Below are 24546 nucleotides of genomic sequence, written 5' to 3'. Positions count from 1 at the left end.
GGTATATGACAATTCAATGGTTTCCCGGCCACATGACCAAGGCACGCCGGCAGATTCAAGAGAAGCTTAAGCTGATCGACGTCGTCATCGAGCTCCTTGACGCGAGGTTACCCTTGTCCAGCCGCAATCCGATGATCGATGAGATTTTGCAGGGGAAGCCGCGACTGATCGTATTAAACAAATCCGATTTGGCCGACCCTTCGGTTACAAGGCAATGGATTGCTTATTTTAAGGAAGAAGGGCATTTGGCGGTTGAGGCGGATGCTGCGAGCGGGCAAGGCTTGAAGGAAATTCCGCTGCTGGCCAAGGAGCTGCTGAAGGAGAAGATTCAGAAGCAAATTGACAAAGGGATCAATCCCCGGGCGGTTCGAGCCTTAATCGTGGGGATCCCGAATGTGGGGAAATCCACGCTGATCAACGGCTTGGCCGGACGCAAAATCGCGGCCACCGGCGACCGTCCCGGCGTGACCAAGGGTCAGCAATGGATCAAGGTCGGCACGGAGATGGAGCTGTTGGATACGCCGGGCATCTTGTGGCCGAAGTTCGAGGATCAGAACGTCGGTTATCGGTTGGCCGTGACGGGAGCTATCCGCGAGGAAATCCTGCATGTAGAAGATATCGCATTTTTTGCGGTCAAGTATCTGGTGCGGTATTATTGGGAACCGTTTCGGGAGCGGTTTGACCTCGAGCAGGCCCCGCGAGATTTCGAAAATCCGGATGAGATCGTCGCCGTCATGGAAGCGGTTGGACGAAAACGCGGTTGCCTCGTCAGCGGCGGCCGGGTGGATTTGGAGAAAGCTTCGGGCATTTTGCTTCGCGAGTTAAGGGCCGGCAAGCTGGGCCGATACTCTTTGGAAGCACCTTATTAGGATCGTAAAGCCGTCGGCGGTTTGCCGGCGGCTTGTTTTTTTGGCGAAAGGCTGTAGAATCGAGAGAGGAAAGCCGATAATATAAGGGTAGCGTTGTTATTCATAGAGTAGAAAGATAGTGTTGAATGCGCTCCAGACGTGGGACCCTCATTTCTAGGACAGATCAACATAGAACAGTTAGCATCGGGGGAAGGTTCGCGAAGAACAAGGAGGCATTATGGACGATTTATTGAAATATGAGCGCGAGTACTGGAAGTCGGGGGTTTCGCATATCGCCGGGATCGACGAGGTCGGAAGAGGCTGCTTATTTGGGGATGTGGTTGCCGCTGCGGTGATTTTGCCGGAGGACCTCGTGCTCGAGGATGTCGATGATTCGAAGAAGCTCAGCGCCAAGAAACGGGAGAAGCTGTTTGATCTCATTATGGAACGGGCGATCGCGGTAGGCATTGGACTCGTGGATGCAGCCATGATCGACCAAATTAATATCAAGCAGGCGACGAGACTTGCGATGAAGCAGGCGGTTGAGAGGTTGACGGTTCGGCCGGATTTCCTGTTGATCGATGCCGAGAAGGTGGATATTCCGATTCCGCAACTCTCCGTGATCAAAGGAGACGCAAACAGCCAGTCGATCGCTGCCGCGTCTATTATCGCCAAGGTAACTCGGGACCGGTTGTGTCAAGGCGAGTGGGACGCGCGTTATCCCGAATACGGGATCGCTGTACATAAAGGTTATGCGACCAAATTGCATCGCGAGCAGATTCAGGCGCTGGGACCTACGCCAATGCACCGAAAGAGCTTTATGCGCAATTTGTTCGTGGAGGAACAAACGTTGTTTTAACCGGCAGTTCTTACCCGCTCTCGTAAGAGGCGGGTTTTCCATATCGTAAAGGGCAAAGGGGGGGAGCTTATGAATATCGGACCGCTGCTTCGCAGCATGATGGGGGACGTTCGTTCCGGAGAACCTAAATCGCTGGAGCTGAAGACGGGGCAGGTGGTCCGCGGAACGGTCCTATCTGTCTCGGAAGATGGACAAGAAGCCGTTATCCAGGTGCAAGGAGTCAAGCTCCACGCGGCTCTGGAAACGCCGCTGCGTCCGGGGGAGACGACGCTGTTGCAAGTGCAGCCGGAATCCAAGGAGGGGCTGGCGGTTCTGAAGCCGGTTCAGTCCGCTCCGGATGCGGTCTTGTCCGCAGCTTCCCTGGCCAAGGCGCTCGAAGCCTTGGGACTTGAGGATACAGTTGCCAATCGGGATTTGCTGCAACTGATGCAGAAGAGCGGGATACCGCTAACGAAGGACAATTTAGCCCTCCTGCAACAGGTTAATGGACAGAAACCGGCTGGAGTTCCGCTGTCGGAATGGATTCAGGCGGTTGGAATTGCTGTGGGCCGAGGTTTACCGATCACGGGCGAGTCGGTCGCCGGGCTGCATCAAGCTGTCTTCGGGCCGCCGCTGCACGTCCTGCTCTCCTCCTTGGAGGAGCAGATCGCCGGGTTCTTGCGCCAGGCGGGGCAGGAAACGGCCGAAAACGGAGGACGTGCTGCAGGCGGTGCCCCCACCGGCCTGTCTGGGCAGCCGGGGCAGTCGACGCCGATGCCGCCCACTGGCAGCGCAGTTCCGCAAGCCTCGGGGGCAAGCGACGGGACGGCAGCAGGGGCCGCGGCTCAGGCGGGAACAGCTCCCGCTGGCGGAGGGGTTCAGCCGAACCAGGCGGCAGGGTTGGTGCAATTGGCCCGGCAGGGAGCTTTTGCGGACGCCGCAGGCGGGAAGCAGACGTTGCAGCCGGGCTTGCAAGGGNCCCGCCGGGCGCCGGGGATGCCGCCGCTGCCGTGCGCGGCAGCATGCCGGCCGTCGCAACGCCGGAAACGGCCGCGCATGAGACGCTGAAGGGCCTTCTCCTGCAGGCGATGGCCTCAGACGATCTGCCCGCGCCGCTCCAGGAGGCGGCGCGCCAGCTCGTACAACAGCTGACGGGACAACAGCTGCTGCTGAACACCGACCGGACCGCGCCGTTCGCGCAGGTCACGATGTTCTTGCCTCTACTCGGCCCGGACGGCCGACAAACTGCGGCTGTGCACATCGAATCGCGGCGTGGACGCAAAGGGGAGCTGGATCCGGCGAACTGCCGACTGTGGTTCGATTTGCAGATGAAGGCGTTGGGGCAAATCATGGTGGACGTGCAGATTGCGGACAAGAAGGTGCTGCTCAAGATCTACAGCGAAAAAGAAGCCACCGGGGCATTTCTGGAATCTCGCCAGGAGGAAGTAAGCGAGGCGTTGGAGACAGCGGGGTACCGGTTGTTGTCGCTGAAAACCGAGCCTTTGATTCCGCCGGATGGCGCGGATGGTGCCGAGGCCGATTTCAGCCTGCCCATGTCCTATGCGCCTAGTGTGTACAAAGGGGTGGATTACCGCGTATGAAGGAGAAACGGCAAACCTCTGACTTGGCTTTCAAAAAAGCGGTCGCCCTCAAATACGATCCGGGCCAGGGCGACGCTCCGGTCGTCGTGGCAAAAGGCAAGGGCCTCATTGCGGACCGGATTCTGGATGCAGCCTTAGAGCACGGGATCCCGGTTCAGGAGGATGCCGCTTTAGTTGAGGTGTTGTCCAAGCTGGATCTGGACCAGCAGATTCCCACCGAATTGTATGACTTGGTTGCCGAAATTCTGACCTTTATTTATAGATCCGATAAAATGGCGGAAAGAGGGTTGTTCCTTGAGTAACCACGAGGCGAATGGGCGAAGAATGGACATGCGAAAAGACCGCGGCCGCAAAGCGGAACAGGTGGCTTGCGAGCACCTGTTGTCGCAAGGGTTTATCCTCTTGGAGCAGAACTGGCGCTGCCGCACTGGAGAAATCGACATCATCGCCCGCCAAGGAAACACGCTTGTCATCGTAGAAGTGCGAAGCCGCAGCCAACAGGCTGCGGCTTTCGGCACGCCGGCCGAATCAATCACGGCCCGCAAAATCAAGCAAGTTCGCGATACGGCCGCCGTGTATCTTCATCGTACGGGACAATCCGACGCAAACATTCGATTTGACGTAATTGCCGTAACCTTCGGCAGGGACATGGAAACGACGCTGGAACATATCGAAGCCGCTTTTTAAAGTGGTAACGGGACCTTGGGGTCTCTGCTATTGCCTTTACAGGATTATCCCTTTCGTCAAAATCGCCAAATCCGCCCGAATGTATTCGATTTATCAGATACATTGTGTCGCGAAGGACTAGAGTACGGTAATCTATTCGGTTTTTCATACATAATTGCGCCTGTTGCCCGTCCAACTCCCTAATCTGTATGAAATTTCGAATACATTCCGCCAAAGTTACCGAATCCGCCCGAATGTATTCGATTTTTCAGATACATTGTGTTGCGAAGGACCCAAAGTACGGTAATCTATTCGGTTTTTCATACATAATTGCGCCTGTTACCCGTTCACGCCCCTAATCTATATGAAATTTCGAACACATTCCACCAAAGTTACCAGATCCGCCCGAATGTATTCGATTTTTCAGATACATTGTGTTGCGAAGGACCCAAAGTACGGTAATCTATTCGGTTTTTCATACATAATCCCGCTCGTTGCCCGTCCAACTCCCTAATCTGTATGAAATTTCGAACACATTCCACCAAAGTTACCGAATCCGCCCGAATGTATTCGATTTTTCAGATACATTGTGTCGCGTAGGACCCAAAGTACGGTAATCTATTCGGTTTTTCATACATAATTGCGCCTGTTGCCCGTCCAACTCCCTACTCTGTATGAAATTTCGAACACATTCCACCAAAGTTACCGAATCCGCCCGAATGTATTCGATTTTTCAGATACATTGTGTTGCGAAGGACCCAAAGTACGGTAATCTATTCGGTTTTTCATACATAATTGCGCCTGTTGCCTGTCCAACTCCCTACTCTGTATGAAATTTCGAATACATTCCGCCAAAGTTACCAAATCCGCCCGAATGTATTCGATTTTTCAGATACATTGTGTTGCGAAGGACCCAAAGTACGGTAATCTATTCGGTTTTTCATACATAATTGCGCTCGTTGCCCGTTCACGCCCCTAATCTATATGAAATTTCGAACACATTCCATTCATGCAGGAGCGGGAATGGACTAGGAGAAGGATAAAGAAAACAGACGTGCGGGGGGAAGATGATTGGTTCAGGCGGGATTTCGACGCGACAAGGGCCTTTCTCTGCTATCTGATCAAAAGGGATAATCATGCAAAGCGTCCGAAAGACAAGTATGCACCTGCCGCCGCCGCCCAACCCGATGGCCGTCCCGTCCTCAAGCTTTCAATTTCAATTAAGCATCGGAGTTCTCCTCGACGTGGGTTTACACGATAAAATAACTTCGCCAGCGCGAGGTTTTTTTGTTTACCCGCCAGGGTGATGGAAAGTCTACTTGACATAAAAGCGACTTTCACTTATGTTGTAAATGTAAAGTTTGCTTTCCATTCGGGCATTTCAAAGGAGGGAGCATGTGAAGAACAGGCTGGAGGAAATCCGCAAGCAACGAGGGATAAAGCAAGAAGAACTGGCGGCGGCTTTGGAGGTGTCGAGGCAAACGATCGGTTCTTTGGAAAACGGAAGGTACAACCCTTCGATCCTCCTCGCGTTTAAGATCGCCCGCTATTTCCAGATGTCCATTGAAGATATTTTTATTTATGAGGAGGAGGAGACATGCAAAAGCACCGATTGATGCTCCACGTTTTGCTGCTGCTGTTGGGAGTCCTGCTGTTGGCTGCCGGGATATTCGGGTTTGGCGAAAGCGCCAAAACGGTTTCGGGACTGTGCATAGGCATAGGCGCCGGGCTGGTTGGTATGAACGCTGCCCAGCTGTTCATCGGTTATTACTACAAAAAACATCCTGATGCCGAAAAGCAAAGCGACATCGAAGCTCAAGACGAACGCAACGTGGCGATTACCGATAAAGCAAAGGCAAAGGCGTTCGACCTAACCAGAAAAGTATTGATCATCGTGCCTTTCCTGCTGATTCTCGCCGATTCTCCGTTATGGATAACGCTTGCCGCTGTAGGTGTGTATACGTTTAGTTTCGGGCTACAAATTTATTACACGATGCGGCTCAGCAGAGAGATGTAGACACTATGAAATATTTTCGAAAAAAGCTAAGCAGCGACCGTTTGCACGAACGCATCTTTTTTTCGGTTATTCTATGGGCGGCGTTATTTTTCGGCGTCATGATCCTGAGTTATTTCCTGCTTCCGGAGGGGTTACTGAAAAATCGGAACCCGCTGCAAAACTGGGAAACCTCCAACAATACCTTCATCCTGGTGCTGCAAATTTTCTTTTACAACCAGATGTCGGTTTTGGTCATTATTGCAGCAAGTTTATTTGCCAAGAAAAAAGCAAAGGAGGCGAACTACCTCTCGCTGGGCTATCTCACATTTTTTACACTGATGGCAATCAATGGCGTGGTTGTGGGGACATGGTCCTTTTCCGTGGAGAGCGAGCCCCTTCCTTTGTTTCGTAGAGTTATACGCACTTTCGATCTCCTGCATCGAGCTGGGCTTTGGGAGATGATGGGACAATTGTTGATTACCTGTGCCGTTGCCCGCATCGCGATCATCCTTACCTCCGGCAAAGATACCGTTACTCGAAAATTCGGCGCCATTCGCCTGGAAAAGCCGGAAAAAATGGCTTTCGCGTCCGGCTTCGTATTGATGTTGATCGGCGCTATTGTAGAGAGTGTGGCTATTCATAGCCTCTAACCGGGAAGGATTCCCGCTATTGCCGATCATCCCGCCGCCTCTTGCCTCCGGTCCAACTGCCGGTATTGAATCGCTTCCGCCACATGCTCGGCGCGGATGTTCTGCTCCCCGTCCAGATCGGCGATCGTTCGCGACAGCTTGATGATCCGGTCGTAGGCCCGCATACTCAGCCCCAACGTCGTGAAGGAAGCCTGCAGCAGCTTGGCGGCATTGGGGGCCAGCGGGGCGAATTGGCGCAGCAAACTGCCGTATAATTCGCTGTTGCGGGTAATCCGGCAGCCCCGGTATCGCTCCTGCTGGATCCGCTCGGCCGCCATCACCTGCGCCCGCATCGCCGCGGAGCCGAGAGGCTGCGCATCCTCCTGCCAGCGCTGCGGACGGGGAACCTCCACTTGCATATCGATCCGGTCCAATAGCGGGCCGGATATTTTTTCGCGGTATTGGGCGATCCGCCAAGGCGTGCAAGTGCACGGCGGCAGCGGGGGCTCCGCACCCAAGTACCCGCATGGACACGGATTTAACGAACCAGCGAGCAAAAAATGTGCGGGGAACGTGAACGATGCGCGGGAGCGGCTGATGGTGACGACGCGATCCTCCAGCGGCTGACGCAGCACTTCCAATACGCCTCTGGAAAACTCCGGCAGTTCGTCGAGGAACAACACGCCGTGATGGGCGAGGCTAACTTCGCCCGGCTTCGGAATCCCCCCTCCTCCGATCAGGCCTCCGGCGGAGATCGTATGGTGCGGCGAGCGGAAGGGCCGGCGCTGAATCAATCCTTGACCGGAGTCGCTGAACTTGCCGGCGGAGCTGTATATTTTCGTGACTTCCAGCGACTCTTCCGGCGTCAAGGGCGGCAGAATGGAGGGGAGTCTTTGCACCAGCATCGTCTTGCCTGTGCCCGGCGGACCGATCAGCACGATATTATGAAAACCGGCAGCGGCGATGGTCAGCGCCCGCTTGATCTGCCGCTGGCCCATCACGTCGCTGTAGTCGAGCAGCGGGGGAAGATCCTCCGTCGAAACGGGGGCGTCGGCTTGTTGTTCGAGGTGATTTAAAGTTTCGAGAACAAGTGGAGCTGTCTCCTCTTGTTCCCTCGGAGAACGTATAGGGGGCGGCATGACGGCCGCCTGGTTCGGATCTTCGGGGGTGGGAGGGGCCAACTCGGTAAGATGGCCGATCCCGTAGACGCGTATGCCGCCAAGCAGCATCGCTTCTTCGGCGTTATCCCGCGGCAGCAACACCGAGGTAAAGCCGTCGCGCCGCGCCCGGTCGACCATGGACAAGACGCCGGGAACCGGCCGCAGCGCCCCGTCCAGCGACAACTCACCGATGATGAGCAGACGCTCCTCCGCCGGCAGCTTCACTTGATCGCTGGCTGCCAGCAAGGCAAGAGCGATGGCCAAATCGAAGGCGGCGCCCTCCTTGCGCAGGTCGGCCGGCGCCAAATTGATCGTTACGCGCTGAAGCGGAAAGCGGTAGCCGCAATTTTTGATCGCGGCCCGAACCCGGTCGACCGCTTCGCGAACAGCCGAGTCCGGCAAACCAACGATGCTGGTGTGCGGAATTCCACTGGACAAGTCCACCTCGACCTCGATCATGACGCCGTCAATGCCATACAAGCAGGCGCTGTATAATTTTCCGTACATAATAAAAAACACCTCTCTCTCCAAGTCATATCAGACCGTTTGCCGGAGCAAAGGCCGAATTCGGAAAAAGGTGCTTCCTTATTTTCCATGTTAATTTACACGTATTCTAGGACGAACCCTCAGGATTGTCAAGCCTTTAAACCAACGCGGCAATTATAGAACGAGAGCGAGTGCAATTCAAATAAAATGCAAGCGCATAATTCATAGTGCAGTGTATTTCCGAAATTGACAAAATTGACGAAATTGCTCAAAATTCATCTCATGGCGAGATACGTACAAGTGCAGCGATATTCATTTGCCGCCATGGTTTGTCCTTTACATTCAACTCTTTGAAACTTTGAAAACGGTTCATTTCAGAACGGCGATTCTTCCTTCACGCGTCAATTATTCATCTCAACTTGAGATGAAAACGATATAAAAAAGTTGTGTATAAATCATGAACTTTTTAAGGAAAGCGTTTCAAAATAGTGGTACAATATTCTGGGTTTCAGCTGAATGTAATTTGAGAAGGGGGACCACAAGCCGCTGGTTTTTGGACCCTCTAAATACCGCCTGTTGATAGGAGGATTTTTACGCATGAATATCCATGAATATCAAGGAAAAGAAGTCCTGAAGCAGTACGGTGTGGCCGTTCCTGAAGGACGCGTGGCGTTTACGGTCGAAGAAGCCGTTGAAGCGGCGGTAGCGCTCGGGACCCCGGTTGTTGTGGTCAAGGCGCAAATCCATGCCGGAGGCCGCGGCAAAGCCGGCGGCGTCAAAGTGGCGAAGAATTTGGATGAGGTCAGAGCTTATGCCCAGGAAATCCTTGGCAAGGTACTGGTCACCCATCAGACAGGGCCGGAAGGCAAAGAGGTCAAACGCCTCTTGATCGAGCAAGGCTGCGATATCAAGAAGGAATATTACGTTGGCGTCGTCGTGGACCGGGGCACGGGCCGAGTAACGATGATGGCGTCCGAGGAAGGCGGCACGGAAATCGAAGAGGTGGCAGCCGCAACTCCGGAGAAAATTTTCAAAGAAGCGATCGATCCGGCAATCGGCTTGACGCCGTTCCAGGCGCGCCGTTTGGCCTACGCGATTAACATTCCTAATGAATTGGTTGGCAAAGCTGCCCAATTTATGCTGGCTTTATATGAAGCTTTTGTGGACAAAGATTGCTCCATCGCGGAGATCAATCCGCTCGTCGTTACGGGTGACGGTAACGTGATGGCGCTTGACGCCAAGCTTAACTTCGATTCCAACGCGTTGTTCCGCCATAAGGATATCTTGGCGCTGCGCGACCTAGAGGAAGAAGACGAGAAGGAGATCGAAGCCTCGAAATTTGATCTCAGCTATATTGCGCTTGACGGCAACATCGGCTGTATGGTGAACGGGGCCGGCCTGGCGATGGCTACGATGGACATCATTAAATATTACGGCGGGGACCCGGCGAATTTCCTGGACGTTGGGGGCGGCGCTACGGCCGAGAAGGTAACCGAAGCGTTCAAGATCATCTTGTCGGACGCCAAGGTGAAGGGGATTTTTGTCAATATTTTCGGCGGCATTATGAAGTGCGACGTCATCGCTTCGGGGATTGTGGAAGCGGCGAAGCAGGTGGGTTTGGATCGTCCGCTCGTCGTGCGTCTTGAGGGGACGAACGTTGACTTGGGCAAGCAAATTTTGGCTGAATCGGGGCTGGCGATCGTTTCGGCCGACTCGATGGCGGACGGGGCGCAGAAAATTGTGGCGCTCGTATCGTAATCCGCGTTGTACATCACATTGCAATCACCTATCCATAAGGGGAGGCTCGAAATATGAGTATTTTGGTCGATAAGAATACGAAGGTCATCACCCAGGGGATCACCGGGAAAACCGCGTTGTTCCATGCCAAAGGGGCGCTCGACTACGGCACGCAAATGGTCGGGGGGACATCTCCGGGCAAAGGCGGCTCGAAGGTGGAGATCGCTTTGGAGAGCGGCGAAACCGTCAGCCTGCCGGTGTTCAACACGGTTCGCGAAGCCAAGGAAGCGACAGGAGCTACCGCCAGCGTCATTTATGTACCGCCGGCATTTGCCGCCGATTCGATCCTGGAAGCCGTGGAAGCAGAACTGGATCTGGTTATCTGCATCACGGAAGGCATTCCGGTCCTCGATATGGTGAAGGTCAAGCGTTATATGGAAGGGAAGAAAACCGTCCTGATCGGGCCGAACTGTCCGGGCGTGATTACGCCGGGCGAATGCAAAATCGGCATCATGCCGGGGTATATCCATTTGCCGGGTCATGTAGGCGTCGTATCTCGCAGCGGCACGTTGACGTATGAAGCGGTGCATCAGTTGACGACGCGCGGCATCGGGCAATCGTCGGCGGTTGGCATCGGCGGGGATCCGGTGAAGGGTTCGGAGTTCATCGATATTTTGCGCCGTTTTAACGATGACGACAACACGCATGCCGTGATTATGATTGGCGAAATCGGCGGAACCGCGGAAGAAGAAGCGGCCGAGTGGATCCAGAAGAATATGACGAAACCTGTCGTCGGATTTATCGGCGGCGTAACGGCGCCTCCGGGTAAACGGATGGGTCATGCCGGCGCCATTATCTCCGGAGGTAAAGGAACGGCGAAGGAGAAAATCGCCAAGCTGGAGTCCTGCGGCATTAAAGTGGCGCCAACCCCATCCGAAATGGGCGCAACGCTGGTCAGCGTTCTGGAAGAGCGCGGCATTCTGAATTTGTGCACGACACACTGAGCTTTTTTTGATATAATCATTCACAAAGGTAAGCAACCTTCTTAGCCGAATGCGGCTTGGAGGGTTGCTTTTTTTATTTTCGGAGGAGGGATTCAGAAGTGGAGAGGAAATGGGTGTTGGCGGGATTGCATGAATATCCCGGGATAGGCTGGAAAACGCTGCAGCAGATCGTTGCTTACAATCAGGACTGGGAGGCTGCCCTGGAGTTTTCTGCGGCCGATTGGAGGGAACGGGGGCTGGATTCGGAGCTCGCACTGCAGCTGTCGGAACGGTTCACTGCCGGGTGGATTGAAGAACGCAGGGAACAACTTTGCGACAAAGGCATACAAGTGATTACAAGACTGGATTCGGAGTATCCTACTCTAATGAAGGAGACCGCTCGGCCGCCATGGGTATTGTATGCTTTGGGGGACGTACAGCTGCTTAGTAGCCTGTCCGTAGCGATGGTAGGTACACGTCTGCCGACCGCCTATGGACGCAAGGTAGCGGCAGATTTAGCAGGGGAGCTTGGCTCTCGCGGAATCACCGTCGTTAGCGGAATGGCCCGGGGGATCGACGGGGTTAGTCATGAGGCGGCGTTGCAGGCGGGAGGGCCAACCTTGGCCGTGCTGGGCACCGCCATCGACATCGCTTATCCACCCGAGCATCTTTCGCTGTATCGCCGGATCGCCGAGCAAGGGCTTGTCATTTCGGAATATCCAATCGGTACGCCGGGCCACCCCGGGATGTTTCCGCAGCGCAACCGGATCATCGCGGGGATCAGCCACGGCACCGTGATTGTGGAAGCGGACGCCCGCAGCGGTTCCCTGATCACGGCGGATTGGGCGCTGGAGGCGAATCGCGACCTGTTTGTTGTCCCCGGCCCGATCACCTCGCCGAAGAGCCGGGGGACGTTGTCGCTCCTGAAGCAGGGCGCAGCCAAAATCGTGACCGAAGCCAAGGATATTTGGGAGGAATATGAGCTCTTGTTACCTGCCATCAAGGAGTCCCCAAAGGAAGCGTTAACAGGAAACAAGTTGACAGATGAGGAGCGCCGCATATACCATATGTTGGAGCAGGGCATCACGAGTTTCGATGATTTGCTCGTGCAGACCGGGTGGGATTTTGGACTTTTACATTCAGTTCTGTTATCTTTAATCATGAAAAAAACGGCGGTTCAACTCCCCGGCTCCGTGTACCAGTTAATATAGTCCATTCCTAACCAAGAGTGGCCCGAATATATGACTATATGAGAGGGAGTTCAATAAAGTCATCCTTTGATCACGAAGTATAATCAAGAAGATGATTCGACAACGAATCTTGAATTCATCCGAGCCTTCTTGGTGCTGAAAAGCTGACTTTTTGAACTCGATTTAAATGGAATGAAAGTTTCGTATTGTTTGAGAGGAGGACGAACCTGTGGCGGATTCACTCGTCATCGTGGAATCGCCTGCCAAGGCGAAAACGATTGGCAAATACTTAGGCAGCAAATACATCGTGAAAGCCTCAATGGGCCATGTTCGCGATTTGCCCAAGAGCCAAATTGGGGTTGAAGTAGAGAACGACTTCAGTCCGAAGTATATTACGATCCGTGGGAAGGGTTCCGTATTAAAAGAATTAAAGGATGCCAGCAAAAAAGTGAAAAAAATCTATCTGGCAGCCGACCCCGATCGCGAAGGAGAAGCGATTGCCTGGCATCTGGCCCATGTTCTCGACGTGAACGAAACGGAAACCTGCCGCGTCGTGTTCAATGAAATTACGAAGCAAGCGGTCAAGGACGCCTTTAAGAACCCGCGCCCCATCAACATGGATCTGGTGAACGCACAGCAGGCCAGACGGATTTTGGATCGATTGGTCGGTTACAAGGTCAGCCCGCTGTTGTGGAAGAAGATCAAAAAAGGCTTGTCGTTCGGCCGCGTACAATCGGTTGCAGTCAAGATTATTCTGGACCGGGAGAATGAAATCTCCGAATTTGTACCGGAAGAATATTGGAGCATTACGGCGAAGCTGAAAACCGGTGATGCCGCGTTTGAAGCCAAGTTTCACCAGTTCCAAGGTCAGAAGCTGGAGCTGCAAAGCGAACAGCAGGTTCAGGAAATCCTGAAATCGATCGAGAAAGCTAAATTCAGCGTTGCCGACGTGAAGGAAAAAGAACGCCTCCGCCATCCGGCGGCGCCGTTTACAACCAGCTCTCTGCAACAGGAGGCGGCCCGCAAGCTGAATTTCCGCGCCGCCAAGACGATGTCAGTCGCCCAACAGCTGTATGAAGGGGTTGACCTCGGCAAAGAGGGAACCGTTGGTTTGATTACCTATATGCGTACAGACTCGACGCGAATTGCCGCCTCGGCGCAAGAGGAGGCGAAGGAATACATCCTTGGGAAATTCGGCGAGGCATACGCACCCGAAACGCCGCGGCAGTATTCCAAGAAGGCTGCCAGCGCTCAGGACGCCCACGAAGCGATCCGTCCGACGTCGGCGATGCGCGATCCGGAATCGGTCAAGGAATTCACCAGCCGTGACCAATACCGCCTGTATAAATTGATTTGGGACCGTTTTATGGCCAGTCAAATGACATCCGCCGTGCTGGATACGATGTCGGTGGATATCGCTGTCGGCGAAACAACGTTCCGTGCTGTTGGTTCGAAAATCCGATTCCCCGGCTTCATGAAGGTCTATGTGGAAGGCAACGATGACGGGAACGCCAATGAGGACGACAAGTTCTTGCCGCCTTTGCAAATCGGGGAAGTGCTGACGAAGGAATCGATCGAGCCGAAGCAGCATTTTACCCAACCGCCGCCTCGGTATACGGAAGCGCGGCTGGTCAAAACGCTGGAGGAGCTCGGAATCGGACGCCCTAGTACGTATGCGCCTACGCTGGAGACGATCCAGAAACGCGGCTACGTGGCTATTGAGGAGAAGAAGTTCGTCCCCACTGAGCTGGGCGAGCTCCTCATTGAGCAGACGGAGCAGTTCTTTCCGGAGATCCTCGACGTCGAGTTTACGGCGCATATGGAGGAAGACCTCGACCATGTCGAGGAAGGCTCCGAGGATTGGGTCAGAGTGCTTGGCGAATTTTATGAATCGTTCGAGAAGCGGCTGCGTGTCGCCGAGGAAGAAATGAAGGAAGTCGAAATCGAAGACGAAGTCTCCGATGAAGTTTGTGAAAAATGCGGGAAACCGATGGTTTATAAACTGGGGCGTTTCGGGAAGTTCCTGGCTTGCTCGGGATTTCCGGATTGCCGCAATACCAAGCCGATCATCAAGGACATCGGCGTTACCTGCCCGAAATGTAAAGAAGGGCATGTCGTCGAACGCCGCAGCAAAAAAGGACGGGTCTTCTATGGCTGCGACCGTTATCCGGAGTGTGACTTTGTATCCTGGGATAAGCCGTCGCCGAAGCCATGTCCGAAATGCGGCTCTCTGCTTGTAGAGAAACGGAATAAGCAAGGCGGGAAGCTGCAATGTACCGCTTGCGATTACGTGGAAGCGATCGAGGAGAATGACGACGGGATGGATGATTGAGGTGCGATGCCGGGATTGACAGATCCTACAACTTAGAAATTCAGCAAGGGATTTTGGGGGGATAAGTAATGACGAATAAAGTAACGGTCATTGGCGCGGGACTGGCCGGCAGTGAAGCGGCTTGGCAGATCGCGAGCCGAGGCATCCCCGTAGTCTTGTACGAGATGCGTCCGGTGGTGAAAACCCCGGCGCATCATACCGATAAATTCGCCGAGCTGGTCTGCAGCAACTCGCTGCGGGCCAACGGGTTAACGAATGCGGTTGGCGTTCTAAAGGAAGAGATGCGGATGCTGAACTCGCTGGTGCTGGGCGCGGCGGACCGTAACGCGGTACCGGCCGGCGGGGCGCTGGCGGTTGACCGGGACGGATTCTCCGGAGAGATCACCCGCACGCTGCGGGAACATCCGCTGATCGAGGTCGTGAATGAGGAAATCACGGAGATTCCAGCAGAAGGGATCGTTGTGATTGCGACGGGCCCACTGACGTCTCCAGCTCTGTCGGAGCAAATTCGGCAATTGACCGGGGAAGACTATTTTTACTTCTACGATGCGGCCGCTCCGATTGTGGAGAAGGAATCGATCGATATGAATAAAGTGTACTTGGCTTCACGGTATGACAAGGGCGAAGCCGCTTACCTTAACTGTCCGATGACGGAAGAGGAATTTGACGCTTTTTACGATGCATTAATTCACGCGGAAGTGGCCCAACTGAAGGACTTCGAGAAGGAAGTGTATTTCGAAGGCTGCATGCCGATTGAAATCATGATGCGCCGCGGCAAGCAAACCGCGTTGTTCGGACCGATGAAGCCGGTTGGTCTTGTGAATCCGCATACCGGCAAGCTCCCTTACGCGGTCGTGCAGTTGCGTCAGGATAACGCAGCCGGCACGTTGTACAACCTTGTGGGCTTCCAGACTCATTTGAAATGGGGCGAGCAGAAACGCGTGTTCTCCATGATCCCGGGTCTCGAGAACGCCGAATTTGTCCGTTACGGTGTGATGCATCGCAACACGTTCATCAACTCGCCGAAACTGATGATGCCGACGTACCAATTGAAAGCCCGGCCTACGCTGTACTTCGCCGGCCAGATGACGGGCGTTGAGGGCTACGTTGAGTCAGCGGCTTCCGGACTCATCGCCGGCATTAACGCTGCCCGCGCCGCCGCCGCCCAGGAGGGGATCGTCTTCCCTGAGGATACGACGCTCGGCAGTATGGCGCGGTACATCACCACGGCGGACTTTGAACACTTCCAGCCGATGAACGCCAACTTCGGCCTGTTCCCGAAGCTGGACACCCGCTACCGCAAGAAAGCGGAGAAGAATGAAGCGCTCGCCCAGCGCGCGCTCAATAGCTTGCGATCCTTTATGGCAGAAGAACGGTTGGGTTAAACCACCGTTTTTTTGCAATCTGGGGGGCAAACGAGTTATGCTGAAAGCAAGGATGCTCATACACATAGAAATAGTAAGCGAATCCCGAAGGGAGAGCGTTCCACGCACGAAGTAGAGCGCATCCCCGCAGGGGACAGCGATGAGGAGCGTCTCAGTCGATCCCACGTTCTTCCCTTTGCGGGAGTCCAGAGGGCAGCAGGCCCTCGGGCGCCCTCCCTTACGGTAAGGGAGGGATGGGGAGGGTTGAGATTCAAGAAAGGAAGTGCTAATCCACACATGGATCTATCTTTTCACGCCACAACGATTTGTGCCGTACGTCATAACGGCAAGGGGGCCATTGCCGGTGACGGACAGGTCACATTTGGTCAGAACGTCGTGATGAAGCAGACGGCCAAGAAAGTACGCCGGTTATACCGCGGTCAAGTAGTTGCCGGTTTTGCCGGATCGGTTGCCGATGCCATCACGTTATTCGAGAAATTCGAGGGAAAGCTGGAGGAACATCAAGGCAACCTGCAGCGAGCCGCCGTTGAGTTGGCCAAGGATTGGCGGCAGGATCGCGTGCTGCGCAAGCTGGAAGCGCTGATGATCGTCATGGACAAATCCGGGATGCTGCTGATTTCCGGCGGCGGCGAAATTATTGAACCGGATGACGATGTACTGGCGATCGGGTCAGGCGGGAATTTTGCCTTGTCGGCGGCACGGGCACTCAAACGCCATGCCGGAGGGCTGGAGGCGAAGGATATCGCTCGCGAGTCTCTCCAGGTCGCTTCGGAAATTTGCGTATACACGAACAACAATATTATTGTCGAGGAGCTTTAAGCAACCGTTGAACTATCGTGTACAGGGGGAAGAAGGATGACCGATAATAATTTGACGCCAAGACAAATTGTGGCCGAACTGGATAAATACATCGTTGGGCAGAAGCAAGCGAAAAAATCCGTTGCCGTCGCTTTACGGAACCGGTACCGGCGCAGTCTGCTCCGGGAAGAGGTACAGGATGAGATCGTACCGAAGAACATCCTGATGATCGGGCCCACCGGGGTAGGGAAAACGGAAATTGCCCGCCGGCTTGCGAAGCTCGTCGGCGCTCCATTCATTAAAGTGGAGGCGACGAAGTTCACTGAGGTCGGATATGTAGGACGGGACGTTGAGTCGATGGTGCGTGATCTGATCGAAACGGCAATCCGAACGGTGAAGCTCGAGCGCACCGAGAAAGTCAAAGATAAAGCGGAAGAGCTTGCCAATGAGCGGCTCGTTCAAATTCTGGTTCCTTCCGAAAACAAAACCAAAGGGGGACGGAACCCCTTCGAAATGTTATTCGGGGGCAACAACGGTAACGGCGCCCCTGCCCAGGAGCAACCGGAGGAAGACGCCACGCTAACCGAACGCCGCCGCCAGGTGCGTTTCAAATTGCTGTCAGGTCAATTGGAGAACGATATCGTGGAAGTTGAAGTAGAGGACAATGCCCCCACGATGATGGATATGTTCGCCGGCCAGGGGAATGACCAGCTCGGGATGAATATGCAGGAGATGTTCGGCAGCTTCCTGCCGAAACGGACGAAGAAGCGGAAGTTGACCGTTAAGGAAGCGCGCAAGGTACTGACGCAGGAGGAAGCGGCTAAGCTGATCGATCAGGACGATTTGATCCAGGAAGCCGTCGCACGGGCGGAGCAAACCGGGATTATCTTTATCGATGAAATCGATAAAGTCGCCAGCCGGGGTCAAGGCTCGGGGCCGGACGTTTCTCGTGAAGGCGTACAGCGCGATATTTTGCCGATCGTGGAAGGTTCGACGGTGATGACCAAATACGGTCCGATCAAGACGGATTACATTTTGTTTATCGCCGCAGGGGCTTTCCATATTGCCAAACCGTCCGATTTGATTCCTGAACTTCAGGGGCGGTTCCCGATCCGGGTTGAGCTAAGCAGCTTATCGCTGGAGGATTTTGTGTCGATCCTAACCGAACCGGAGAACGCTTTGACCAAACAGTATATTGAGTTGCTGCGTACAGAAGATTTGGAAATCGAGTTCTCGGATGCCGCGATCCATGAGATCGCTCGTATTGCGGCTACAGTCAACACAAATACCGAAAATATCGGTGCCCGGCGGCTGCACACGATTCTGGAAAAACTGCTGGAGGATCTCTCTTTTGAAGCGCCGGAGCTGACGCTCGACAAAATGGTGATCACACCGGAATATGTGAAGGAAAAACTAGGAAATATTGCCCAGGATCGTGACCTGAGTCAATTTATTTTGTAAATCAGACTTCTATATTGCGAGTTGCGGTCGAAATGTACTAGGACCTGATCCGATTTTCACAATATTGACAAATAAGGGCCACTTCGCCATCACAGGCGGGTGGTCTTTGTTAATTCCAAGAAAAGTAATTGATATTCATGCAATTGGATTTTGTTGGATTTTGACGATTAATATGTAAAAATTTCATTTTTGACCAAATCCAGTGTTAAAATATTGAAAGATAGGGCTTTTTTCTTATTGTAATAATGTCGAATCTCCCTGAAACTTAGGATATATGACATTATAGAACAGGATTCATGTCTAGGACGTAAGAAAGACAAGAAGAAAGACAATAATTAGCAAAAAAATGTCGAAAAAAGAGGATTTGTCTATTGTTTGTAGAATCATTAATGATTAAGATCGGATGAGCCAAAGGGGGGAACTAAAGTGCAGTTGTTAAACGGACTGGGCTATGACAGGCTTGAAACCGCAATCCAGGCCGCGAATTTAAGGCAAGGGGTTATGATCAATAATATTGCGAATGTAGACACCCCTTACTTTAAGCGTTCCAGCGTGTCTTTTGAGAGCATGCTGCAAGCTGAAATGAACGATGGTATTCCTGCGCTACGAGGAAAACGGACAGATGTGAGGCATTTCGTAATAGGACCAACGAACGAGGTTCCTGAACCGGTAGTTAAGATGGACCAAAGTACAGCGATGAACAACAATCAGAATAATGTTGACATCGACAGTGAAATGACCAAGCTCGCAGAAAATCAGCTGAGATATAACGCTTATGTCGAACAAATGAACTATCTGATTAAAATGAAACGCACCGCTGTGGAAGGGAGATAATCGGCGTTGAACATTAACAATAGTTTTGGGATTAGTTCTTCCGCATTAACCGCACAACGGCTTCGCATGGATGTGATTTCCTCCAATATCGCCAATGCCGATGTGACTCGAGCCAAGATTGAGGACGGAAAGGCCGTTCCTTATCGACGTAAAACGGTGGTCATGGCACCGAAGGAAATGGGTTTCGACAATGCCTTGAATGCGGCTATCGGGAAGGATGCAAGCAGTCAAGGGGTGAAAATCACGAAGATCCAAGAGGATCCCTCGCCATTTAAACCGGTTTATAACCCGACACACCCAGATGCGGACAGCGAAGGGTACGTCTATATGCCGAATGTTGATGTTTTGAAAGAGATGGTCGATATGATTTCGGCAACCCGTTCTTATGAAGCTAACATTACGGCGCTTAACGCCAGTAAGGCGATGTTTACCAAGGCCTTGCAGATCGGTAAATAGACTAGAAATTGACCTACATAATTCGTAGTTAGGAGTGTTGTACGTTGATCGAGAGAATGAGCTTTGACTCCTTAAAACCGCTGACAGGGGTGCAGACCTCCAGCAATTCGCAGAATCTCACGCCAGCGGAATCCATGAAGCAATTCAGTTCCTTTTTGAGCGATGCGCTGGAAGGTGTCGCCGCCCAAGAAACCAATGCACAACAGGTAAACAATCAATTTCTATTAGGTAAAGTAAATGCAGACGAGATGATGATCGCCTCGGAGCAAGCCTTGTTAAGTTTGCAACTGACTACGCAAGTCCGGAATAAAGTGATCGAAGCTTACCAAGAGATCATGCGTACGCAAATTTAAGGATTGAAACATGCTTCGGATGAGGTGACATTGTGAATGAGAGAATTACACAGTACCGTGATCGATTGGTAGGGTACTGGAGCCAATTTAGCAAAAAACAAAAAACTTTATTGATCTCAACGGTGGCTTTTGTCCTGCTCGCCATCATCCTGCTGACGATTCAATTCTCTAAAACGGAATACGACGTGGCCTTTACGGGCTTGGATTCGACCGATGCAGCAGGGATTATCAAATATCTGGAATCCAGCGGAATTCCGTATAAGCTCGGACCGGACGGCACAACGATCTCGGTGCCCAGCAAGAATGCGGCAAAGGTTAAGGTCGATGTTGGCTCGCAAGGAATCGTGCAGAACGGGTCGATCGGGTTAGAAGCTTTTAACGAGAGCTCTTCCTTGATCGGGATGACGGATAATGAATTTAATGTCAAGTACAAAAGCGCCCTGAATGGTGAAGTGGAACAACTGTTAAAGAAAATGCAGGGAATCCAGGATGCCAAGGTCCTTATTAACCTCCCGACGGAGAACGTGTTCGCCAGTCCGGAAGAGCAGGAGAAAGCAACGGCTTCGATCGTCCTCTCGTTCAAGCCGGGGTACCGGCCGAATCAGGAAGCTGTCGACGGATATTTCAACTTGGTGAAAACCTCGGTTCCCAACTTGCCGGTAGAGAATATCTCGCTCTCCTCGAGTGACGATACCGTATTGCTCCCAAGCGGGCAAGGCGGAGCAACGGGTTCACTGACTACGGCAGTTCAGGAGAACATGGCGCTGCAGAAGAAATTTGAAAGCGATGTGCGCCAAAGCGTGAAGCAATTCCTCTCCCGGCTGACCGGTCCGGAGAAGATTGAAGTGCTGGTTGCTTCGAAGCTCAATTTCGACCAAGTGAGTCAGAAGGACAACCTGGTTACTCCGGTAGATACCGAAAATATGAAGGGAATCGAAATCAGTGCACAAAAAGTGCAAAAGAGCTATACCGGGGCGGCTGGTCCGACTAGCGGTGTTCCCGGTACTGGCGAAGAAGATGTCGTCAATTACCCTTCAACGGAAACAAACGGAGGATCGTCTTCGGAAGAAAGTTCGTCGACGATTAACTATGAAGTCAATCGAATTACCAAGGACATTGTTGCTAGTCCCTACGTCATAAAAGATTTAACCATCAATGTGGCCGTTGAACCACCCGAAGGTCAGGAAACATTAGATGAAAATACCCGGACCGCGATCGAAAACATTTTGAAAAATATCGTGGGATCCTACTTGGCTGACTCCGGTACTACATATACAGACGAAGAATTGCAGAGAAAAGTTGCGGTATTGTCTCAGCCATTCCATTCGGACGCTGCCCAAAAGGCCGGCTTGAGTTTATCCAGCCCGTTGGTATGGGGAGTTGGGGGCGCGGCTCTGCTTGCACTGGCAGGTCTCGGGATTGTGTTGTTCCGCCGCCGCAAGCAAACGACAGAAGAGGAAGAAGATATCGCCTTGCCTCTTACGCCGGAGTTCCCATCCATTAATTTGGATTCAGTCACGAATGAAAACCAAGTGCGCAAACAACTGGAGACGTTGGCCAAGAAGAAGCCTGACGAATTCGTTAACTTGCTTCGCACTTGGTTGGCGGATGAATAGAGGTGAACGCATTGTCAAAAACAGCGAGCCCGGGGTTAAGCGGGAGACAGAAGGCAGCTATCTTATTAATTACGTTAGGACCCGAGGTGTCTGCGCAGATTTTCAAGCACTTGCGGGATGATGAAATCGAACAACTCACATTGGAGATTGCCAATGTCCGTAAAGTCGACGGTGCCGAGAAAGAAATGATCATGGCGGAATTTCACCAGATCTGCCTGGCCCAGGAATATATTACGCAAGGCGGCATCAATTACGCCAAGGAGATTCTGGAGAAGGCGCTGGGCCAATCGAAGGCGGTGGATATTATCAACCGTCTGACCGCTACCTTGCAGGTACGGCCTTTCGATTTCGCCCGTAAAGCAGATCCGAATCAAATTCTCAACTTTATCCAAAACGAAAATGCTCAAACGATCGCTTTGGTGTTGTCTTATTTGCAATTCGAGCAGGCTGCTGCGATCTTGTCCTCGCTGCCGCAGGAGAAACAGGCGGAGGTCGCCAGAAGAATTGCGGTTATGGACAGCACGTCGCCGGAAGTCATCGCGCAGGTTGAGCGCGTTCTTGAGCAGAAACTCTCTGCTACGGTGACGCAGGATTACACCAGTGCAGGCGGGATCGAATCCATCGTACAGATTCTCAATGGCGTTGACCGAGGAACGGAAAGAACGATTCTCGACTCGCTGGAGATTCAAGATCCAGAGCTGGCCGAAGAAATCAAGAAGCGGATGTTCGTGTTCGAAGATATCGTCAACATCGACAACCGTTCCATCCAACGGATTATCCGCGATATCGAGAACGCCGACCTGCAGTTGGCCCTCAAAGTGGCCAGCGAAGAAGTTCGCGAGGCGGTCTTCCGCAACATGTCGAAGCGGATGTCCGAGACGTTCAAGGAAGAAATGGAATACATGGGACCGGTGCGGCTGCGTGATGTGGAAGAAGCGCAAACCCGCATCGTAGCTACAATCCGCAGATTGGAAGAAGCTGGTGAGATTATTATCGCCCGCGGCGGAGGAGATGACATCATTGTCTAATTTGATCAAGGTGTCTCAATACGTACCGGTTGAAATTTTAAAACAGCTGAATTTGGCCAAGGTCCATCCGGCGGCAGAGGAATCTCCGCCGGCATCGTCCGAATCCATCGCCGTCCATGGACCCAGCGCTGAAGATCTTGCCGCAGAAGAAACCAGACGTCAGATGCTGGCCGATGCCAAGGAGTTCGCCGAGCGTCAGGTCAGGGAAGCTTCAGAGGAAGCGGAGCGCTTATTGGCCGAAGCCCGCCAGCAGATTGAAGCCTGGTGGCAAGAGCGCCGGGAACAGGATGAACAGATGATTGAAGCGTTGAAGGCGGAAGGTTTCAGTCAGGGCTATGAGGAAGGGAAGACCCAAGCCGAGCAGGCAATGCGGACCCAAATTGACGAGATGATGAATGAAGCCGGTTCGGTGCTGCAGCAGGCTTATGTCGAGAAGGAACGGATTATTCAGGAGGCCGAACCTTTCGTGGTCGAACTAAGCTGTGCGATTGCTGAGAAAATTATCGACAAGCAGCTTGAACTTGAACCGCAATACGCTTTGGATCTGATCAAGAAGAGCCTGGCGCGCAAACGGGAGCAAGGAGTCCTGACATTGTGCGTTTCGCCAAGCGATTTTGCTTTCGTGCAGGCAGCGAGGGAAGAGCTCAGCCTGGCGATTGACTCGCAGGCTGAACTTCAGATTTTACCGGATCCGACGGTGAAGGATCGCGGCTGCGTCATTCGCTCCTCCTTCGGCAGCGTTGACGCCAGAATCGATACCCAATTATCGGAGATCAAAAAAGAATTGTTGCGGGTTTCTCTACATACGGAGGAGCGGGGGCAAGCGAATGACGAGTTTGAAAGCTGAACGTTATATCGATCATCTCAGGCAGCTTGACCCGATCCGAATCAACGGGAAGGTGACCCAGGTCATCGGGCTGATGGTCGAATCCGAAGGCCCGGACGCCAGCATTGGCGATCTGTGCTATATCTATCCGAGCAAAGCGGCTCAACCTCTGCAGGCCGAAGTTGTGGGGTTTCGGGACAATAAGGTGCTGCTCATGCCGCTGGGGGATCTGCAAGCGATCGGTCCCGGCTGTGATGTTGTCGGGACCGGCAAACCGCTGACCGTTCAGGTGGGCTCCGAGCTGCTTGGCAAAGTGCTGGACGGCTTGGGACAACCGCTGGACGGCTCGCTGCTTCCATCGCGAATGAGCCATTACTCAACCCACAGCAAACCGATCAATCCGCTGAATCGACCCAGGGTCGTCGAACCTATCGGGATCGGGGTGCGGGCCATCGATGGTTTGCTGACGATCGGCAAGGGACAACGCGTGGGGATTTTCGCCGGTTCCGGGGTCGGGAAGAGTACCTTGATGGGCATGATTGCCCGGAATACATCGGCAGACGTTAACGTGATTGCGCTCGTTGGGGAACGCGGCCGCGAGGTGCTTGATTTTATTGAGCGGGACCTGGGTCCTGAAGGATTGGAGCGCTCCGTCGTGATCGTAGCAACCTCTGATCAGCCGGCTTTGATTCGGATGAAGGGAGCTTTGATTGCAACGACGATCGCCGAGTACTTCCGCGATCGCGGGCTTAACGTCATGTTGATGATGGATTCCGTGACCCGTTATGCAATGGCTTTGCGTGAAGTGGGGCTGGCCGTTGGGGAACCGCCGGCTATGCGCGGCTATACCCCTTCCGTGTTTGCTGCCTTGCCAAAGCTGATGGAACGGGCAGGGACGGGGCCGGCAGGTTCGATCACCGCCTTCTACACCGTGCTTGTTGACGGTGACGATATGAATGAACCGATTGCCGACGCCGTTCGCGGCATTTTGGATGGACACATCGTTCTGAACCGCGGAATTGCCAATAAGGGGCATTTTCCTGCGATCGATATTCTGGCCAGCATCAGCCGGGTGATGAAAGATATCGTGACGGATGAGCAGAATGATGCGGCCGAGAATCTGAAACGCTTGATGGCGGTTTATAAGGATTCCGAGGATTTAATCAATATCGGGGCCTATCAACCAGGTTCCAACGCTGACATTGATGAAGCGATCGACGCAATCCAGGATATATGGAGCTTTACGAAACAGAAGGTTAACGAGAAGGTAACGCTTGCCGAGGTCCAGGAACGGTTAATTTCGGAATTCGCAAGGAGATGAAA

Annotated in this window: 23 protein-coding genes; 22 read left to right on the top strand and 1 reads right to left on the bottom strand. The window is 53.1% G+C overall.

The features are described 5' to 3' along the window. Positions 1 to 5 precede the first annotated feature (5 nt). From ylqF to BN3795_RS17910, 8 genes are all read left to right on the top strand, one after another. Positions 6 to 869: a ribosome biogenesis GTPase YlqF gene (gene ylqF, locus BN3795_RS17950; protein WP_068786077.1), complete on the top strand. Its 864-nt coding sequence runs from the start codon at positions 6 to 8 to the stop codon at positions 867 to 869. Between the two features lie 217 nt (positions 870 to 1086). Beyond that, positions 1087 to 1707, top strand: a complete 621-nt coding sequence (locus BN3795_RS17945; protein ID WP_068786076.1) for a ribonuclease HII — start codon at positions 1087 to 1089, stop codon at positions 1705 to 1707. 989 nt (positions 1708 to 2696) lie between these two features. Continuing rightward, a complete protein-coding gene (locus tag BN3795_RS25925; protein ID WP_068786074.1) occupies positions 2697 to 3287 on the top strand; it encodes a hypothetical protein in 591 nt (196 codons plus the stop codon). Further along, positions 3284 to 3589 (top strand): EscU/YscU/HrcU family type III secretion system export apparatus switch protein, encoded by a 306-nt coding sequence (locus tag BN3795_RS17930; RefSeq protein ID WP_068786073.1) that lies wholly within the window; start codon positions 3284 to 3286, stop codon positions 3587 to 3589. Before BN3795_RS25925 ends, BN3795_RS17930 begins: the two co-directional genes overlap by 4 nt. After that, positions 3582 to 3974 (top strand): YraN family protein, encoded by a 393-nt coding sequence (locus tag BN3795_RS17925; RefSeq protein WP_408635047.1) that lies wholly within the window; start codon positions 3582 to 3584, stop codon positions 3972 to 3974. The genes BN3795_RS17930 and BN3795_RS17925 overlap by 8 nt, the downstream gene beginning before the upstream one ends. A gap of 1376 nt (positions 3975 to 5350) precedes the next feature. Further along, a complete protein-coding gene (locus tag BN3795_RS17920) occupies positions 5351 to 5569 on the top strand; it encodes a helix-turn-helix transcriptional regulator (protein ID WP_068786071.1) in 219 nt (72 codons plus the stop codon). Further along, on the top strand, positions 5551 to 5970 hold the full coding sequence (locus BN3795_RS17915) for a hypothetical protein (protein WP_068786070.1): 420 nt from the start codon (positions 5551 to 5553) through the stop codon (positions 5968 to 5970). The genes BN3795_RS17920 and BN3795_RS17915 overlap by 19 nt, the downstream gene beginning before the upstream one ends. A gap of 5 nt (positions 5971 to 5975) precedes the next feature. Further along, on the top strand, positions 5976 to 6599 hold the full coding sequence (locus tag BN3795_RS17910) for a hypothetical protein (protein WP_068786069.1): 624 nt from the start codon (positions 5976 to 5978) through the stop codon (positions 6597 to 6599). A gap of 26 nt (positions 6600 to 6625) precedes the next feature. On the opposite strand, the gene BN3795_RS17905 is transcribed toward BN3795_RS17910, so the two are convergent. After that, entirely contained in the window at positions 6626 to 8245 is a 1620-nt protein-coding gene (locus BN3795_RS17905; RefSeq protein ID WP_068786068.1) for a YifB family Mg chelatase-like AAA ATPase, read from the bottom strand. 576 nt (positions 8246 to 8821) lie between these two features. Between BN3795_RS17905 and sucC the strand changes: the two genes are divergently transcribed. The 14 genes from sucC (at position 8822) to fliI (ending at position 24544) form a co-directional block, all read left to right on the top strand. Then, positions 8822 to 9982, top strand: coding sequence for an ADP-forming succinate--CoA ligase subunit beta (gene sucC / locus BN3795_RS17900; protein ID WP_068786067.1), 1161 nt, complete (start codon positions 8822 to 8824; stop codon positions 9980 to 9982). 53 nt (positions 9983 to 10035) lie between these two features. After that, entirely contained in the window at positions 10036 to 10965 is a 930-nt protein-coding gene (gene sucD, locus BN3795_RS17895) for a succinate--CoA ligase subunit alpha (protein ID WP_068786066.1), read from the top strand. 98 nt (positions 10966 to 11063) lie between these two features. Continuing rightward, positions 11064 to 12155, top strand: a complete 1092-nt coding sequence (gene dprA / locus BN3795_RS17890) for a DNA-processing protein DprA (RefSeq protein ID WP_068786065.1) — start codon at positions 11064 to 11066, stop codon at positions 12153 to 12155. Positions 12156 to 12363: 208 nt separating this feature from the next. Next, the gene (gene topA / locus BN3795_RS17885; RefSeq protein ID WP_068786064.1) at positions 12364 to 14466 is read left to right on the top strand and encodes a type I DNA topoisomerase; all 2103 of its coding nucleotides are present in this window, start codon (positions 12364 to 12366) and stop codon (positions 14464 to 14466) included. A gap of 68 nt (positions 14467 to 14534) precedes the next feature. Next, positions 14535 to 15851 (top strand): methylenetetrahydrofolate--tRNA-(uracil(54)-C(5))-methyltransferase (FADH(2)-oxidizing) TrmFO, encoded by a 1317-nt coding sequence (trmFO, locus tag BN3795_RS17880; protein WP_068786063.1) that lies wholly within the window; start codon positions 14535 to 14537, stop codon positions 15849 to 15851. 276 nt (positions 15852 to 16127) lie between these two features. Then, positions 16128 to 16670, top strand: a complete 543-nt coding sequence (hslV, locus tag BN3795_RS17875) for an ATP-dependent protease subunit HslV (RefSeq protein ID WP_068786062.1) — start codon at positions 16128 to 16130, stop codon at positions 16668 to 16670. A 36-nt stretch (positions 16671 to 16706) separates the two neighbouring features. Further along, positions 16707 to 18110 carry an ATP-dependent protease ATPase subunit HslU gene (gene hslU / locus BN3795_RS17870; RefSeq protein ID WP_068786061.1) on the top strand — a complete coding sequence of 468 codons (1404 nt, stop codon included), beginning with the start codon at positions 16707 to 16709 and terminating at the stop codon, positions 18108 to 18110. A gap of 426 nt (positions 18111 to 18536) precedes the next feature. Further along, on the top strand, positions 18537 to 18944 hold the full coding sequence (gene flgB / locus BN3795_RS17865; RefSeq protein WP_068786060.1) for a flagellar basal body rod protein FlgB: 408 nt from the start codon (positions 18537 to 18539) through the stop codon (positions 18942 to 18944). A 6-nt stretch (positions 18945 to 18950) separates the two neighbouring features. Continuing rightward, positions 18951 to 19400: a flagellar basal body rod protein FlgC gene (gene flgC, locus BN3795_RS17860; RefSeq protein WP_068786059.1), complete on the top strand. Its 450-nt coding sequence runs from the start codon at positions 18951 to 18953 to the stop codon at positions 19398 to 19400. Between the two features lie 44 nt (positions 19401 to 19444). Then, positions 19445 to 19753 carry a flagellar hook-basal body complex protein FliE gene (gene fliE, locus BN3795_RS17855; RefSeq protein ID WP_068786058.1) on the top strand — a complete coding sequence of 103 codons (309 nt, stop codon included), beginning with the start codon at positions 19445 to 19447 and terminating at the stop codon, positions 19751 to 19753. A gap of 32 nt (positions 19754 to 19785) precedes the next feature. Next, the gene (fliF, locus tag BN3795_RS17850) at positions 19786 to 21369 is read left to right on the top strand and encodes a flagellar basal-body MS-ring/collar protein FliF (protein WP_068786057.1); all 1584 of its coding nucleotides are present in this window, start codon (positions 19786 to 19788) and stop codon (positions 21367 to 21369) included. An 11-nt stretch (positions 21370 to 21380) separates the two neighbouring features. Then, complete coding sequence (gene fliG / locus BN3795_RS17845; RefSeq protein ID WP_068786056.1) at positions 21381 to 22397, top strand: flagellar motor switch protein FliG; 1017 nt, start codon at positions 21381 to 21383, stop codon at positions 22395 to 22397. After that, positions 22390 to 23244, top strand: coding sequence for a FliH/SctL family protein (locus BN3795_RS17840; protein ID WP_068786055.1), 855 nt, complete (start codon positions 22390 to 22392; stop codon positions 23242 to 23244). Before fliG ends, BN3795_RS17840 begins: the two co-directional genes overlap by 8 nt. Beyond that, complete coding sequence (gene fliI / locus BN3795_RS17835) at positions 23225 to 24544, top strand: flagellar protein export ATPase FliI (RefSeq protein WP_068786054.1); 1320 nt, start codon at positions 23225 to 23227, stop codon at positions 24542 to 24544. Before BN3795_RS17840 ends, fliI begins: the two co-directional genes overlap by 20 nt. Positions 24545 to 24546 lie beyond the last annotated feature (2 nt).

It is taken from the genome of Paenibacillus phocaeensis (assembly GCF_900021165.1).
Lineage (GTDB): Bacteria > Bacillota > Bacilli > Paenibacillales > Paenibacillaceae > Fontibacillus > Fontibacillus phocaensis.
The sequence above is the reverse complement of the archived record's forward strand: the minus strand, read 5'-3'. Positions and strand labels throughout refer to the sequence as shown.